We start from the raw sequence: 15,371 nt of genomic DNA on the forward strand, positions 1-15,371 counted from the left end.
TAACGCGGTTCGAGTTACTTGACGACGTAGAACTTGCGTACATAGGCGCTGCTGTTCCAGGCGCATGGTGCGCCTCGGGGCACGAACACTGTATCGCCAGTGTTGACCGTCAGATGTGTCCCGTCCGCCACCTGGAGGGTGACGCTGCCTTCGAGCAAGTGCATCAGTTCATGCAGCATGTGCGGCCTCGCCTTGCGGGTATAGGGTGTCGAGTCCCAGACGCCGATACGCAGGTTGGTCGCTTCTTCGACAAATAAATTGTGCGAGCGACATTGCGGTGCCGGGCTTAGCAGGATTTCTGCATCCGGTGCTGCCGAGGGAGAGAGCAGGGTTAGCTGGGGGAGAGGCGTTAACCCGGGATTGCACGCCTCAACGAGCTGGGTATCGGCGCAGAATGCCCAGAGAGAGTCGGGTTGCGCTTCGACTTGAAGAGATGTGCCCCGGGCAATCACTGCGCTATCACCGGGATTGAGTTGGAGCGTGCCATCCTGGCTCTGCAGGGTGACTTGTCCTGCGTGTACCACGATCATTTCGCTGTAGGGATATTCATCGACGCTGAATTGTCCGCTCGCCTGGACCACGCCGGCAGCTATGTCATCCGTCCCGACATATGCAATGTGCCTGTCGAACGGATCGTTGGCTCCTAGCGAGCCGGGGGTAAATTTTGTTGAAACGGGACTGCCGTCGGCGTGTGCCAGCAGCACTGCAGTGGGCTCTTGCATGAAGGAGTTTCTCCAGAAATATGCGTCGTGTGGCGTTGGATGGATCTGTGGGGTTTGTCAGGCGATGGCCTGAGTCACCAGCGCAAACTGGCGCACTGCGCCGATAGCCTGCGGTGGGGTGCCACGGGCCATTTGCGCAACGGTGTCGACCTGCTTCAGCCCGGCCTCTTCCAGCCAATGGGCCAGTCCGCTATCGGACGATATATCCATGCGCACGAATGCGTCCGGCACTTGGGCCAACAACACCGCGATCAAGTGTTTGGCCTGCTCTGGACTTTCCGCGATGACCGGGCCGATGCAGCGACCACGGCCGAATGGGCGCAGCATGGCGAAGGCACGTAGCTGACCCTCGCGCTCGATACCGACCGAGTGTTCGACACTATCGAACAGCTCATTGAGCACGGCCTGTCTGTTCAGGCCGCTGCCGGCGTTGGCCAGTTCGATTTGATCGCTTCGATCGGCTTCGGTCAGCGGGCGGCAGCGCTCACCGGCTGGCAGATCATTGGGTACTGGAGACAGCGCTTGCCCCTGATGTTGTTGAATATGTCCAAAGTCAATGAATCCCTGACTGGCATAAAGTGGGGCGCCGGCCAGCGTCGCATTGAGCATGGCGGTACGTGAACCGCAAGCCTCAAGTGCCAGTTCCATCAGCTTGCGACCGATACCCTGGCCCTGGTACTCATCACTGACGATCACCAGGCCGATAGTGGCGTAATCTCCCTGCACGCAGGTGAACGCGGTACCTATCAGACGACCTTCATGTTCTACGACAAAACCCTGCGCGATGCGTTGCAACATGGCCCATTCCTCCAGGCGGTGGGGCCATTTCAACTGTACGGACAAGGCGTGGGCCAGCGGCACATCGGCCGGGGTGATGGGGCGATAGGTATATGCAGGGCGTTGCGAGTTGGACATGACAGATCTCCGTAGACGGGGAGCGTGACCGGTCGGATTTCTCCGCTGAAAGTATTGGTATCTCACCTGCTGCGAGGCCTGACAAGAGGCCCCCATTGATTCGGTAGATTCTTTAAGCGACAGCTCTGTACGCCACATTTACTGCTCAAATGAGAAGCAGGATCGGCAGCAAATACTGGATCGGCTTTCAGGATGCAGAGCAAAGCAAAAGGCACTGCTGATGGGGGAAGTTGCTTAAAGAAAGGCGCCCGGATGGGCGCCTCAAGGCTAAGGGAGCGCGGAGCAGACCTTCAACAAAACCGGCCGGTCCACAGATAAAACCGGCCAGGACCAAACGTTACAGAATGCTCAGCGGATACTCGATGATCAGGCGCACCTCGTCGATATCGCTCTCGAACGAGGTCGCGCGTTGCTCAGTAACTTCGCTCGCGGTCAACCTGGCCAAGCATTGATTCACCACGTTGATGCCGGCGGATATTCTCCAGCAACACGCTAAACGCACTTTCCGGTTGGGTCATCGCAGCGATATGCGGTGTCAGCAATATCTGCGGATGGTGCCAGAAGGGATGGTCCGGCGCCGCCGGCTCCTGTTCCAGTACGTCGAGCACCGCCGCGCTGAGCTGGCCGCTGGCCAAAGCCTCCAGCAGATCCTCTTCTATCAGGTGCCCACCCCGGCCCATGTTGACCAAGGCAGCACCCTTGGGCAGGTGCTGGAACAACTGTCGGTTGAGAATCCCTTTAGTCTCCTCGGTCAATGGCAAGACACAAACCACGATGTCGCAACGGCCGAGGAAGGCCGGAAGTTGCTCAGCGCCCGCAAAGCAGTCCACCCCGGCAATGCGATGCTCACTGCGTGCCCAGCCTGACAAGTCGAATCCAAAGGTCTGCAAGGTGGCTAGAATCTGTTGAGCCTGCGTGCCGAGCCCCATCACACCTACCCGACGTTTGGCTGCCGGTTGCAGCAGGTGAGCCTGCCAGCACCGAGCCATTTGTTGCTGGCGATAACGGAGCATATCCCGGTGCAGGCTGAGCACCGCAAAACTGGCGTACTCGCACATGCCCCGGGTGATGCTCGGGTCGAGTAAACGTACCACCGGCAGGGTCGTTGGCAGACGGTCAAGGTCAAGTTGGTCGACCCCGGCCGACAAGGCGAACAGTACCTGCAGGTTTGGCAACAATGTTTCGAGATCGTCCGGCGCCTGCCAGGCTGCCAGGTAGCGAATATCCTTCGGATCGCCGATGTCCGGCCAGGCACGCCATTCGATATCCGGAGCGTGCTCAGCGAATAGGCGTTTCCATTGTTCGCCGCGCACCGGGTCAGCTTTATAGAGCAGGGCCATGGGTAACTTCTCGCTTCAGATTGGGAGTATCCAGCATGCCCGAGTGGCAGAGCAGGATATGTCGAAAGAATCGGCGTAAACGCATAACGTTGCGTTGTATGGGGTGCACGTCGGCAGATTCCATGGGAGCTGGCTACAGCTGAAGGATTCTGCTGTTTACCGGGGTGAAAACAGTCGATCCGAATTTCTCAGAGGCCAAGTTCGGCTTAGACAATTGCGTCGAAAGCTTAACCTTTGGAACACATCGCAGCCGTTTCCCGGTTGCCAGGTTCACTATGGGAGATGCCATGAACAGTAAAGTCGAAGAAACCCCGAGTTTGCTCCGTCAGCGCGATCAATTCGTGCCACGGGGTTTGGTCACGGCACACCCGCTGGTCATCGACCGGGCCCAGGGTTCTGAAGTGTGGGACGTGGACGGGACGCGCTACCTGGACTTCGTCGGCGGCATTGGCGTTTTGAACATCGGTCACAATCACCCGAAGGTGGTCGCGGCAGTGCAGGCCCAATTGCAAAAGATCAGCCATGCTTGCTTCCAGGTGGTGGCCTACAAACCCTACATTGACCTGGTACAGCGCTTGTGCGAGTTGGTGGGTGGCCAAGAAGCCTACAAGGCAGCGCTGTTTACTTCCGGTGCAGAGGCGGTAGAGAACGCGGTGAAGATCGCCCGCGCGCATACCAATCGTTCAGCCGTTATCTCCTTTCGTGGCGGTTTCCATGGGCGTACTTTACTGGGTACGACGCTGACTGGCATGAGCCAACCCTACAAGCAGAACTTCGGGCCCTTCGCTCCAGAAGTCTTCCATACCCCATACCCTAACGCCTATCGCGGTTTCAGCAGCGAGATGGCTTTGCAAGCGCTTAACGAATTGCTGGCGACTCAAGTCGCTCCGGATCGAGTAGCTGCGATCATCATCGAGCCGGTGCAGGGCGACGGAGGCTTCCTTTGCGCGCCGCCGGAATTTCTCCAGGCACTGCGGGCTCTGACCGAACAACATGGCATCGTGCTCATTCTCGATGAAATTCAGACCGGTTTCGGCCGTACCGGCAAATGGTTCGGTTTCCAGCACGCCGGAATTCAACCGGATCTGGTCACAGTCGCCAAGAGCCTGGCCGGTGGTTTGCCAATATCGGGCGTGGTAGGTCGTGCGCACATCATGGACGCGCCATTACCCGGTGGTCTCGGCGGTACCTACGGCGGTAACGCCCTGGCTTGTGCGGCCGCGTTGGCGGTGATCGAAACTTACGAGCAGGATCAGTTGCTCGAGCGTGGTGAGGTATTGGGTGAGCGGCTGCGTCAGGGCCTGCTGCGCTTGCAGGCGCGTCACCCTCGTATTGGTGACGTGCGCGGCACCGGCTTCATGCTGGCAATCGAATTGATCAAAGACGATGAGGCCCGCAGCCCCGATGCAGAACTCACCCAACAACTGATCGATCAGGCCAGGGTTGGTGGGCTGTTGGTGATCAAATGCGGGGTGTACCGAAATGTGCTGCGCTTCCTGGCTCCTCTGGTAACCGAAGAAAATCAGATCGACGAAGCGCTGACAATTCTTGAAGCGGCATTATTACGAGTGTTGGATTAATCTCAGGTCTCGGTTGGCGCAATGTAGCAATGCGCCGACCGAGGGCATTTAGCGCACATGGATTGATGAATGCATCATGGGAGGCTACACACCATGTACCTGACTGATTATCGTGCACTGCTGATCGATTGCGACGAAGTCCTGGTCGATCGGGATTCCGGTATCTGGACGGCCCTGCAACCCTTGCTCGAAGACCATCCGGGCATGCCAGGCAGGGAAGAGGTATTGGCTGATTTTGACGAGGCGGTGCGCACGCTCTACCCACGTTTTTCCGAACTGGGTTTCAGTGGCTTATTGTGCTTTGCTCATCGTCAGCTGGCAGAGCGTTTTGGGCTCAAGGCCAGTTGGGAAGAGGGCATGAGTTTCGCCCGTTCGGCATGCAACTGGTCACTGTTCGAGGACGCGCCCGGTGCCATGTTGTATCTGCGCAAATTCTATCGGCTGCTGGTGTACTGCGATCGAGATGCCGAGGATCGCGAACAGCTCTGCGAGCGTTTGGGGATTGTGCCCGAAGACCTGCATTCCCGAGCCAGTAATCCATTGGAGGACAGCGAGTGGTTGCTGGCCAACAACCTGGAGCCCAAAAATATTCTGCAGATTTCCAGACCTCCTGCGCAGCCGCCAAAATCGGCTGGATTGTGCCTGATCCGCCGTGGCCATGAGAATTATACTCAGGAAAATTCCGCAGATTTTTACATCACTAGCATGGCTGACCTGGTCGCTCAGCATCAGCTATCTTTGCGACGTTGAGTTTGCTAAAACCACTGTCTATCTGAACGGCAATCAAGAGGTACCCGATGGAAGGTTTAATCAAACTAGACCGAATTGATATCAGTATCCTGGTTGAACTTCAAAAAGACGGTCGAATGACCAACGTCAGTCTGGCCGATGCGGTGGGCCTGTCATCCAGTCCATGCTTGCAGCGGGTCAAACGGCTTGAGTCGGCCGGCTATATTTCCGGGTATAGAGCTCATCTAAACCTTGCCAAGATCACCGACTCGGTCACGGTATTTACTGAGATCACGCTCAGCGACCATAAACGAGAGGACTTCGCCAAGTTCGAGTCCAATATTCGTTTGGTCGATGAGGTACTGGAGTGCCATTTAGTCAGCGGCGGTTACGATTACCTGGTGCGTTTCATGACCTGCAGCATTCAGCATTATCAGGAAGTGATCGAAGGGCTGCTGGACAAGAATATCGGTATCTCCAAGTACTTCAGTTACATCGTCATTAAATCCCCAGTACTCAAAGATGGGGTCCCGCTTCGTAGGCTATTGCGCCACCATTAAATGGTTCGCCGACGGCACCTAGCTTGTGCGTTCCTGGATTGAACGCCAGACGCGATGCTCGCTCAATATCAACGTCGCTATGGCAACCAGCACAGGTACAAAGGCAAGCCCACAGATAACGGTCCAACCGTATCGATTCAATATACCTCCCGATGCAAACGAGCCGAGCACCACGGCGCCAAAGACAATGAAATCATTGAGCGCCTGGACACTGTTTCTTTCGCTTGTTTTATGACACTGAAGGACGAGCGCAGAGGCGCCGACAAAACCGAAATTCCAACCAATACCTAGAAGCACCAAACACAGATAAAAGTGGTAGGACTGCACACCGGCAAGCCCGACAGCAATAGAAGCGCCGGTTAACATCAACCCCATCAGCACAACGCGGTTTGCCCCAAAACGGCGGATCAGATTTCCAGTGAAAAAACTGGGTGCGTACATTGCAATGACATGCCACTGCAATGCCAGATTCGATGATTCCAGTGAAAGATCCTCATGCTTCATTGCCAGTGGGGCCGAAGTCATCAGGAAATTCATCAAGGTGTAAGTTATGACGCCATAGAGCATGGCGTTGATGAGTCGAGGCTGCCGAACAATCGCCGCAAGCGGGCGACCTGGAGTACGCACAGCCGCCTCATGGCGTGGCAAATCGACACCTGACAGCACCGCCGCCGAAACCACTGCCATTAATGCGGCTGCAACATAAGTAGCGATAAACAGGTGGGACTCCCATAGGTCCATCGTATAGGTGACCGTCTGCGGACCTAGTACACCCGCCACTAGGCCGGCAGCCATGACGATTGAAAGCGCCCAGGGCTGCCTGTTTTCTGGAACGCATTCTGCGGCGGCGAAACGAAACGTCAGCACCACAGCGGCATAAGCGCCACCAAACAGCATCGCAGCGCAGAAAATGAAGAAGGAAGACAAGTAAATGCCAGTCGCAGCCAGCACTCCCATCAGGATGCCGCACAACGCTCCCAGCATAAATACGAGACTGCGCCCATAGCGCTGCGCAATGGCGCCGGCAGGTAGCGTGCAGCTCGCCATGCCCACGACAAAAATGGAGATAGGCAGCGTCGCCAATGCTTTATCCGGTGCAAGCATGTCTCCCACGATAGCACCGGTTGCATAGACGATGACTGAGTTACCACCCGCCAATGCCTGGGCGGTTGCCAGGCGAAAAATGTTGCTGTTCCCGGATGTGGCTGACACGACTTCTCTCCCATGAATGAATCGTCCCTTAATGCAGCTGCCGCTGCATCGCCAAGACGGTTTACCCGGATGACGATGAACGCAGTGCTGCATTTGACAGGCATCTCTGCCGACCCGTTAGCGCCTCTTACACACCGCCGTACTGATACACGGTCGCACTCCAATACTGGTTGCCGTTACCTTTTTGGCGAGCCCATCCGTCGGCAACCAATTGATTGGCGATCATTCGATTCATAAAGCCATGACCGAGCAGCAGAACCGGTCCATCGCTGGCAAGGGACTGCAATCGTTTGGCTGCCACGCTGGCGCGCATCCTCGCAGTGCCGGCGGATTCGACGTTGCGTGAGTAACCGCACAGCCATAAGACTCGAAGGATAAATGCCCAGGTAAACGGCGATAGTCGTGGCCGTTTCCAATGACCACAAGGCAGTTGTGCTTCGCAGAAAAGTGCGTCGACCAGCGCAGGCTTCAGGCCGAGCGCCTGGACGGAGGTCAGCGCACGAGGCGCGCTGCTTGAAACAATCACCGTGGCGGTTGCGGCGAGTTGCAGACTGGCATGCGGGACCGGGTGCTGGGTAATTTCGGATCGGTCGTATTGCTCGATCCAGTCTTTCATCTCGAGCGCTGAGATCCTGTCGGTTGCGGCCAGTTGTGGCTGGCCGTGACGCATCAGGATGATTTCCCTGTTCACAAATTGACGTCCTTGTTCTGGTGTGTGGTAAATGACCAGCAAGTGCGGTTTCGGGAACTCAAGGTACGCCTCCCGTACCCGCATAAAACCGCACAATGAGGCTCGAGATTATCGGCTTTTGGACTGGACGGTAATCCCGTCTGCGAAAGTCAGTTGTCGACCATGACCGATGAGCTTTTTTTCTTCGAGGCGCGCGCACTGTGGTTTTCAAACCAGCCGTGATCACGGTACCACGCCACGGTGTCAGTGATTGTCAGCTCCAGTGGCCGGAAACTCATGCCAAGCTCCTGCTCGCTCTTGCGGTGGTTGAAGCAGGTGCGGTCCTCCTCTCGTATCAACAGGCGCAACGTAGCCATGCTTAGCAGAATGGGCTTGCCGGTCAGGCGCGCATAGATCTCCTGCACAGCCGCCAAGGTGTAAAGAAGGGGGAGCGGTAGTTGTCGAACGGGTGTCTTTACGCCCGCGATACGTCCTAGAACAGGTACCAGCTGACCCATCGTCATATGCCGGCCCGCCGCGAGATAGCGCTCACCTCGTCGGCCCTGTCTGGCGGCAGCAATCAGCGCCCCTGCCACATCACGGGCATCGACAACGGAGAAGCTGCCAGGGATCAGCCCGGGCAACTTGCCGTTCACGACATCGTTGACCAACTGTCCCGAGGAGGTCGGGCCAATGTCGGCAGGGCCCCACATCCAACCGGGCAGGACCATGCAGGCATGCATCTCGGGATGTGCTTCCAGGAACGACAGGACGACACGGTCGGCGAGGATCTTGCTGCGGTAGTAGTCATCCGCGTCGGCGTCGGCCCGCAGACATGTCTCATCGATGGACGAGCCAGGTGCGCCGTCGAGCACGGCAATGGACGACGTATGGACGAACCGTCGTATACCGGCGCGGTAGGCCTGGTCAAGCAGGCGCCGCGTACCAGACACATTGATCTTTTCGAGTTCTTTCCAGTGGCTGCCACCCTTGTAGTTGTCGCGAAAGAACGCCGCGGTGTGAAACACCGTATCGCAGCCTTGCAGCGATGCCGCGAATGCGTCGACATCGGCCATGTCACCCACGACCAGCTCCACCCCCGGCAGATTGTTGAATTGCTGTTCACCTTTGGCTCTTGAGCGGACCAGGCCTTTGACCGCGTAGCCACGAGCGACCAACTCACGCACCAGGTTGTTGCCCAGCAAGCCGGTTGCTCCAGTAACAAATGCGCTACGCATGGCTCAACCCTCACCCTGTTCGGCTGACGGCATCAACACCGCACTGTCGAAGAAGACCTCTTCACGGATGGCCAACCCGTTTCTGAAGGTGAAGTGTGCGGCGTAGTGCACGGTAATATGGCGTCCATGGGGTGCGATCACCCGGCCTGGCAGCACCAAGGGTGCGGCGAAGGTGCCGGTCAGTTTGGCAGTCAGCGCCAAAAGATTGCCAGCGACCATGAATGGGGTGAAGGTCACGTGGGCATCGGGGAACGCTTCGAACAGCGCAGTCTCTCGTTTGCTCATGGCGTCGCGACCGGTTTGAATCCCCATACCGTCGAGGTAGATGAAGTCTTCGCAAACCAACGCAAGCATCGCCTCCACATCACGGCGATTGAAGGCTCTTGAGGCGCGTTCCGCGTAGTCGTTGGGGCCAGTAGTCATTACAGTCCATTCCATTCGTGTCGAGGGTCTGTAGATATACCCTTGAGGCCTCCCCCGAAAAACAGCGACTACTGCATAATGGATTTGCACATATGCAGACCAGGGAGGACAGGACGCATGGCGTTGCAAGCAAATTGGGACGATCTTCGTCTGCTGTTGGCAGTCTCGCGGCGTGGCAGCTTCCTTCAAGCTGGCCAGTTGCTGGGTATCGCGGCGTCTACCGTGTCCCGCCGCCTGACCCAACTTGAGGTCGCACTGGGCGAGCCACTCGTCGAGCGGGGCGTTGAAGGATGCTGGTTGACCTCGCGGGGCCAATCCCTCGTGGAAGTTGCCCTGGCGGCGGAAGCGGGCTTGAGGCGTCAAACCGCTGCAGGCATAACCGAGCTGCACACAGAGCTATCTGGCAGTGTCCTGGTCAGTGCAGGCGAGGGGTTCTCGTCTTGCGTGCTGGAGGCCGCGAGTCGTTTCACTTCTCTGCACCCGCGTTGCTCGGTGGAGCTGATGGTCACAGCCGACTTTCACAAGATCGTCCGCGGCGTGGCAGACATTGCCGTACGTACAGCTCATCTGGGTGAGCCGTCGCTGATTTATCGACCCATAGGCCGGCTCGCCTACGGTGTCTTCGCTGACGCAGGTTATCTGAAGCGGTTTCCAGGGGTGACCCCGGCCACTGCGGTCAATGTCGCCTTGCTTCCCCCGCTGGACATGTTGCCGCAAATGCGTGCGGCGAAGGCCGGTGGTCTGGACCGCGCGCAGATCAGCGTGAATTCGTTCGCCGTGCAACTCGAATCGGTGAGGCGAGGTATGGGGGTGGCCGTACTGCCCCGTATACTGGCGAAGGATCTGATCGGGTTGTTCCCGGATCTCCACCTTCCAGATATGGAGGTCTATCTGGTGACCCGGCCTCAGGCATTGAAGCAGGCCCACATCAAATGTTTTTTTGCCATCCTGGAGCAGGTGCTGCTCGAAGCCCTGTCCATGGAAAATGTCGAAGGTTACCTCTTGGAGGGCGACCCGCGAGTATCGGAGCAATAACGATCTCTACCGCGTACGGGTCGCCGTGCAATAGACTGGTTTTGCGGTGAGCGTGGAGCGCTTGTCAAATACCCACTCAAAGGATGAGCACATGAGCCGTACCGGCCATATCTGCCTGATGGCGACCTATAACAAATGGATGAACGAAAAGATCTATGAAGCGGCCAGGTGCTTGTCCGATGATGAGCTATCAGCTGATAGAAAAGCGTTCTTCAGGTCGATTCTCGGGACGCTGAACCACGTGGCAGTCGGAGACACAGTGTGGCTAAAGCGATTCGCCAAACATCCAGCGAACCACACGGCATTGGAGCCGGTGAGGCGACTTCCTGATCCGAAAAACCTTGACCAGGCGTTGTTCTCTACTATTCGAGAACTCTCAGTGTATCGAGAGAGGCTTGATCAGATAATCGTCGAATGGGCCAGCTCTATTACAGAGTCCGATCTGGACCACACCCTCCATTACGCCAGCTTGAAGGGTGTCGTGTCCGACAAGGACTTTTACGGCCTGGTGATGCATTTCTTCAACCATCAGACTCATCACCGTGGCCAGGTTACTACGCTGCTTTCACAGGTTGGTCTCGACATAGGTGATACAGATTTAGTCGTCCTCATCCCATCCCGATCCAGCGTATGAAGAAAAGCGGGATACCGGTATTGAGAATTCACCGCCAAAAGGGGTAATTCGATTCGGATCGCACTGATTGCATCGCTGTCGCCCTGGTTTGATCCATGACGAACACCTCGCACCGCTGGTGGTGAACGTGCGGTGTCCCACCGCATCGTTGCCTACCTGATAGCTGATCCCGGGGGTAGGGTGAGCTTGCGACACAAGCGTCTGGTAAAGCCATCTGGTCATCGCCCAGAAACCAGGACACGGGATTGACTCCGGTGGCAGGGCCAATGATGGTGCAGTCAGTGGCCCTCATGCGACACTCCCCGCCCTACAAATCAGGGAGCGTGTTGAACATGGTGCGTTTGCTTGCAGTTTCAGGGAGTCTTCGTGAGGCCTCCTCCAACTCAGTGCTGTTGCGTGCAGCTGAGGTTCTCTGTCCCGAAGGGCTGTCGATAGCGCATTATCACGAGGTTGGCCAGTTACCTCATTTCAACCCGGATTTCACGGAAAATCCTCCTGAATCCATCAGGGGCTTACGCTTGAGTATCGCCCACGCGGACGGCGTTCTGATCTCTTGCCCTGAGTACGCTCGCGGAATTCCCGGCTCATTCAAGAATATGCTGGACTGGCTCGTTAGCTCTGAGGAGTTCCCAGGTAAACCCGTTGCTCTTTTCAACGCTTCACCTCGGGCTTCGCACGCGCAGGCGGCACTGCGGTTGGTTCTGGAAACAATGTCGGCTCGTATCGTGGAGCAAGCATCAATATCCGTAAATTTGCTTTCCACGCAATTGAGTGCAGAAACTATCGCAAATGATCCAACGATCCGCCCACTGATCGTTTCGGCACTTGAAGCATTCAAGCAGCAAATCGATGGTAAAAAAGCGGGCTGATACACGTACGGATCATGGCCATTGAGCCGTGCAGACTGGATCAAACTCATGATCGCCGCCGCCCGTTTTCCGCTGCGTAGAGATCCTGAAAAGAGCCAGTTCTTGCGTCCAGGAGCTCATGGTCGGATCTGGTTGTCGGCCCAATTGTTGTCAATGGGAACCGCCCCGTCATCAAGGTAGCGCGATAGCGCTGCCCAGCGTTTCAGGCTGTAATCCAGTGCTCTGCTGATAGCCGAAACCGTCATGCACCAGAACTTTCATACGAGTAGCGCGCCGGTTGGCGAACAGATAAGCACAGTGCGGCTTAGCCGCGCCGAATACCGCGATCACCCTGGCCAACGCAGTCTCGGTGCCTGCACGCATGTCCATCGGCTCGGTGGCGAGCCAGATGGAATCGATGCGGATCATCGCAGCAGATCTCGCAGAAAAGTCGCGCAGGCAGCAGCACTTTCGGTTGGCCAGTTCACTTTTGCGAAATTGCACTCCACTTGACCAGTCATTTGCATTCGTACTGACCACCAATTGCATCGGATTTGACCAGCTTGCTTCGAGGCCATGACCGGCAGAGAACGGCCGATTCTGTTGAAAAAGTCGACCATGGTTTGCGCAGCAGAAAAGTATGCGTCCGAGATTGAAATTTTTACTTTCGGCAGAGGCTTCCGGACTCGGATTTCACGTAGCAGTGTGCAAAAAAAGGCGTTTTAACCAGTCAATGACCARGCTGTGTGGGCGAACCGACTTTTTCAACAGAATCGGCCAAAAGCAGACGGTGGGCGGAGTGATGGAAAAGAGTAGCTATGCTTGGTTTGCTGACGGAAATGATTGAGCTAAATGGGCTTCCGTTCTGTGAAGCGTTATCACCTCACGTGATGTGTCGAATATTCCTTGCGACTTTTGACCCAAGCCTTTCAGGAGTCCTTTCATTTCATGGCGAAGCTAATAGCCTTCACCGCGCTTCTACTGGTGTGGATTCCTCTCGAACAAGCCGCAGCCGGAAATGCAGCGCTGAGAATATTCTGGTCAGAAACCATTCCTGAAGGGAGAACCTCGCAAGACGCTCTCGCTATTCGAGGAATCTCACTCGACGCCAGCGGTTCAATAGTCGCGCTAGGAAATAAAGGGGTATCGCAATCGATTCTCTTGCGGCCCAGCGAAGCAGGTCCTGGATCTATCATTGAACCAGCAACTCAAGGGCAGGCCTTGCACATTGTGCAGGGCCCCGCTGAGACTCTTTGGCTTGCCGGTTTAACAAACAGGCGAATGTACGTCCCCGGCGGAACGATGGCAGATGCCTATCTCGGAAAGCTCGACCCACAGGGACGAATCGTTGCGGAATACTCTTTTCACTCGTTCCGGTTTCGTTTTATTCAGAGTGTGACCATGCTTGATTCAGGCGAATTGGTCGTCGCCGGCCGTGACGGTGCCGAAAATTGGCTGGCGGCCGTATCGACTCAGGGCAGGCTCTTGTGGCAACGAAGGTTAGGACTCGGAAAAGGGGTGGCGGTTTCAGCAGTAGGTGACCAAATCGTAGCGGCCACCATTGCAGGTAGGCGCGAGGACGACAACAAAAAGTACAGGGACGATGTGAATGTCCTGAGTGTTGACCGCACGGGACACGTGATTGGCTGGCAAACTGTTAGAGCGAACATCAACAGCCATTCGGGATCACAATACGTAACGGTTGCAATGGTAAAGTCACGAACTGCGTTTTATGTACTATCGAGTTGGCACGATACTCAGAGCGTGAAGTCGCTGGAAATCATTAAGCTCTCCCTCGACGGTTCTATCTCCTGGCGCAAGGAGCTTTCGCACTCAATATCGCAGGAGAGGAATAAATCCTGGAGATCCTGCGATCAAGGGCAGATGGCTCTTGAAAATGACGACCTCTTGGTCGTGTGTTCTATCGAAGCGCAGATTCTGGTTTTCCGGCTCGACGCAAAAAATGGTGATGTGACAGTTATGTCCGTGCCATTGCCCGAATGCCATGAAGGCCGGCCGGCTGCGCTCTTTCCGGTGCAAAGGAAGAATGGGGCGATCTGGATTTTTGGTTCGAGGCCGGACAGTAACATAGGGAAAAGTTGCACGTGGCTTGGAGAGCTATCGCTTCCATGACGTTTATCTGTTTGGTTTTGTAGACACCTCCAAGCCTTAAAGTTGGGCCATGAGGAAGTTAATTGGCCCCGCCTCCCTCGACATAGGAAACATAGGAAGATGTCTGACGGGCAGCAATGGGTCGACTCCGGCCTGTGACAACCGGCAACAGTCGACCCAATATGGCTGCCCCCAACGCCCCATCAATTGGGCCGCTGAGAGGCCGCCCTTAATGATGTGGGTGTACAGTTAAAGACACCAGTTTGAGCACAATGGGGCGAACGACGAGTATGCACAGGAATGCCACGGGCATAGCCAATTTATAGGCGTGCAGCGTATTACTTAGGTAATCAGTCTCAATGCCGGAGTTTTCCGCAGTGATCACGAGAGACATCAACAGCCCCATAATTGTGGCCATATACAGTGCGAAAACATAAGGAGTAGCGCGAGCCGAGAGCTTGCGCTGGTTGAAAAATCGAGCTTTAGAGGATGCCTTGGGATTCATATCAGACCTTTTTGATCTTCAATTGATAGGTGATGAGCACCATAGCAAGATCAAAAATTAGCAACTAGACGGCTAGCAGTGGCTGCTTTATAAAGAAAATCTTATGAATAACTCTTCTCGCTGGGCCAAAGATGAACCTGTTAGGGGCGATTGCTAGCTTTATCAAGGTGGTTGAAGCGGGCTCCATCGTGGGCGCAGCCAAAACCCTGGGCGTCAGTGCCGCAGCTGTTAGCCAGACCATAAATCGCTTGGAAGCCCACCTGGGCACGCGCCTTCTCCAGCGCACCACACGCAGCATGGCGTTAACCGAAAGCGGCGTGGTGTACTACGAAAAAGTGAAACGCATAGCGCGTGATCTCGAATCGGCGCAAAGCGCGATCACCAGCGCGCAGACTCAACTCCAAGGGCGACTGTGCATCGCTTCTACCTCCGCATTCGGGCGGCATGTGTTGGCATCACTAATCGCCGGCTTCGCTGCACGTTACCCACGTCTGACACTTGAACTCTCAACCACAGATCGCAAAATTAATCATATTCAAGAAGGCATTGATCTGAGCCTGCGGATCAAACCACAACTAGAAGAGGGGATCGTCGCTCGCAAGATCGTTTCAGTCCCTTTTATCATCTGCGCGTCGCCCACCTATTTGGATCGAGTCGGCTGGCCACGCTCCCCTGAAGAACTTCAACACCATGCCTGTCTAGCGTTTCGCTACCCGCTAGACGGACGCTTTCTACGTTGGGGTTTTATCCGGGATGGACAACGTTACGACGCTACTCTCAATGCGACCGCAATCAGCGACGATATTGACGCTCTAGCCCAAATGGCCATCCACGGCGCGGGAATTACC

17 protein-coding genes and 1 pseudogene are annotated in these 15,371 nt (G+C 56.0%); 8 read left to right on the top strand and 10 right to left on the bottom strand.

Annotation, left to right across the window (positions count from 1 at the left end):
• Positions 1 to 14: 14 nt before the first annotated feature.
• From AC1DU9_RS15555 to AC1DU9_RS15565, 3 genes are all read right to left on the bottom strand, one after another.
• Positions 15 to 722, bottom strand: coding sequence for a cupin domain-containing protein (locus AC1DU9_RS15555; RefSeq protein ID WP_457266031.1), 708 nt, complete (start codon positions 720 to 722; stop codon positions 15 to 17).
• Positions 723 to 779: 57 nt separating this feature from the next.
• Positions 780 to 1,637, bottom strand: coding sequence for a GNAT family N-acetyltransferase (locus AC1DU9_RS15560; RefSeq protein WP_457266032.1), 858 nt, complete (start codon positions 1,635 to 1,637; stop codon positions 780 to 782).
• Positions 1,638 to 2,050: 413 nt separating this feature from the next.
• Complete coding sequence (locus AC1DU9_RS15565; protein WP_223458824.1) at positions 2,051 to 2,977, bottom strand: 2-hydroxyacid dehydrogenase; 927 nt, start codon at positions 2,975 to 2,977, stop codon at positions 2,051 to 2,053.
• Between the two features lie 287 nt (positions 2,978 to 3,264).
• Between AC1DU9_RS15565 and gabT the strand changes: the two genes are divergently transcribed.
• The 3 genes from gabT (at position 3,265) to AC1DU9_RS15580 (ending at position 5,846) form a co-directional block, all read left to right on the top strand.
• Positions 3,265 to 4,557 carry a 4-aminobutyrate--2-oxoglutarate transaminase gene (gene gabT / locus AC1DU9_RS15570; protein WP_457266033.1) on the top strand — a complete coding sequence of 431 codons (1,293 nt, stop codon included), beginning with the start codon at positions 3,265 to 3,267 and terminating at the stop codon, positions 4,555 to 4,557.
• Between the two features lie 93 nt (positions 4,558 to 4,650).
• Positions 4,651 to 5,307 (top strand): HAD family hydrolase, encoded by a 657-nt coding sequence (locus AC1DU9_RS15575; RefSeq protein ID WP_223458828.1) that lies wholly within the window; start codon positions 4,651 to 4,653, stop codon positions 5,305 to 5,307.
• A 47-nt stretch (positions 5,308 to 5,354) separates the two neighbouring features.
• The gene (locus AC1DU9_RS15580) at positions 5,355 to 5,846 is read left to right on the top strand and encodes an Lrp/AsnC family transcriptional regulator (protein ID WP_108219348.1); all 492 of its coding nucleotides are present in this window, start codon (positions 5,355 to 5,357) and stop codon (positions 5,844 to 5,846) included.
• Positions 5,847 to 5,864: 18 nt separating this feature from the next.
• On the opposite strand, the gene AC1DU9_RS15585 is transcribed toward AC1DU9_RS15580, so the two are convergent.
• The 4 genes from AC1DU9_RS15585 to AC1DU9_RS15600 all read right to left on the bottom strand — a co-directional run bounded on the left by AC1DU9_RS15585 (position 5,865) and on the right by AC1DU9_RS15600 (position 9,389).
• The gene (locus AC1DU9_RS15585) at positions 5,865 to 7,058 is read right to left on the bottom strand and encodes an MFS transporter (RefSeq protein WP_457266034.1); all 1,194 of its coding nucleotides are present in this window, start codon (positions 7,056 to 7,058) and stop codon (positions 5,865 to 5,867) included.
• Between the two features lie 127 nt (positions 7,059 to 7,185).
• On the bottom strand, positions 7,186 to 7,728 hold the full coding sequence (locus AC1DU9_RS15590; RefSeq protein ID WP_223458994.1) for a histidine phosphatase family protein: 543 nt from the start codon (positions 7,726 to 7,728) through the stop codon (positions 7,186 to 7,188).
• A 170-nt stretch (positions 7,729 to 7,898) separates the two neighbouring features.
• Entirely contained in the window at positions 7,899 to 8,966 is a 1,068-nt protein-coding gene (locus tag AC1DU9_RS15595) for an SDR family oxidoreductase (RefSeq protein ID WP_457266035.1), read from the bottom strand.
• Between the two features lie 3 nt (positions 8,967 to 8,969).
• Positions 8,970 to 9,389: an ester cyclase gene (locus AC1DU9_RS15600; RefSeq protein WP_457266036.1), complete on the bottom strand. Its 420-nt coding sequence runs from the start codon at positions 9,387 to 9,389 to the stop codon at positions 8,970 to 8,972.
• A 117-nt stretch (positions 9,390 to 9,506) separates the two neighbouring features.
• Between AC1DU9_RS15600 and AC1DU9_RS15605 the strand changes: the two genes are divergently transcribed.
• The 3 genes from AC1DU9_RS15605 to AC1DU9_RS15615 all read left to right on the top strand — a co-directional run bounded on the left by AC1DU9_RS15605 (position 9,507) and on the right by AC1DU9_RS15615 (position 11,927).
• The gene (locus tag AC1DU9_RS15605; RefSeq protein ID WP_457266037.1) at positions 9,507 to 10,424 is read left to right on the top strand and encodes a LysR family transcriptional regulator; all 918 of its coding nucleotides are present in this window, start codon (positions 9,507 to 9,509) and stop codon (positions 10,422 to 10,424) included.
• Positions 10,425 to 10,515: 91 nt separating this feature from the next.
• On the top strand, positions 10,516 to 11,058 hold the full coding sequence (locus AC1DU9_RS15610; RefSeq protein ID WP_457266038.1) for a DinB family protein: 543 nt from the start codon (positions 10,516 to 10,518) through the stop codon (positions 11,056 to 11,058).
• Positions 11,059 to 11,390: 332 nt separating this feature from the next.
• A complete protein-coding gene (locus AC1DU9_RS15615; protein ID WP_223458840.1) occupies positions 11,391 to 11,927 on the top strand; it encodes an NADPH-dependent FMN reductase in 537 nt (178 codons plus the stop codon).
• Here the strand turns inward: AC1DU9_RS15615 and AC1DU9_RS15620 are convergent.
• Together AC1DU9_RS15620 and tnpB are read right to left on the bottom strand one after the other, a co-directional pair.
• Positions 11,927 to 12,163, bottom strand: a pseudogene (locus AC1DU9_RS15620) (IS66 family transposase); the annotation flags it as partial. The gene AC1DU9_RS15615 and the pseudogene AC1DU9_RS15620 sit on opposite strands and share 1 nt — an antisense overlap.
• A complete protein-coding gene (gene tnpB, locus AC1DU9_RS15625) occupies positions 12,099 to 12,455 on the bottom strand; it encodes an IS66 family insertion sequence element accessory protein TnpB (RefSeq protein ID WP_317851113.1) in 357 nt (118 codons plus the stop codon). The pseudogene AC1DU9_RS15620 and the gene tnpB, both read right to left, overlap by 65 nt.
• A gap of 399 nt (positions 12,456 to 12,854) precedes the next feature.
• On the opposite strand from tnpB, the gene AC1DU9_RS15630 reads away from it, so the two are divergent.
• Positions 12,855 to 14,039, top strand: coding sequence for a CBM20 domain-containing protein (locus tag AC1DU9_RS15630; RefSeq protein WP_223458842.1), 1,185 nt, complete (start codon positions 12,855 to 12,857; stop codon positions 14,037 to 14,039).
• Between the two features lie 208 nt (positions 14,040 to 14,247).
• On the opposite strand, the gene AC1DU9_RS15635 is transcribed toward AC1DU9_RS15630, so the two are convergent.
• Entirely contained in the window at positions 14,248 to 14,523 is a 276-nt protein-coding gene (locus tag AC1DU9_RS15635) for a DUF2798 domain-containing protein (protein WP_223458844.1), read from the bottom strand.
• Positions 14,524 to 14,654: 131 nt separating this feature from the next.
• Here AC1DU9_RS15635 and AC1DU9_RS15640 point away from each other — a divergent pair.
• A partial coding sequence (locus AC1DU9_RS15640) for a LysR family transcriptional regulator (RefSeq protein WP_477810449.1) occupies positions 14,655 to 15,371 on the top strand: 717 nt, incomplete at its 3' end.

Source organism: Pseudomonas sp. P4_C1 (genome assembly GCF_056402155.1).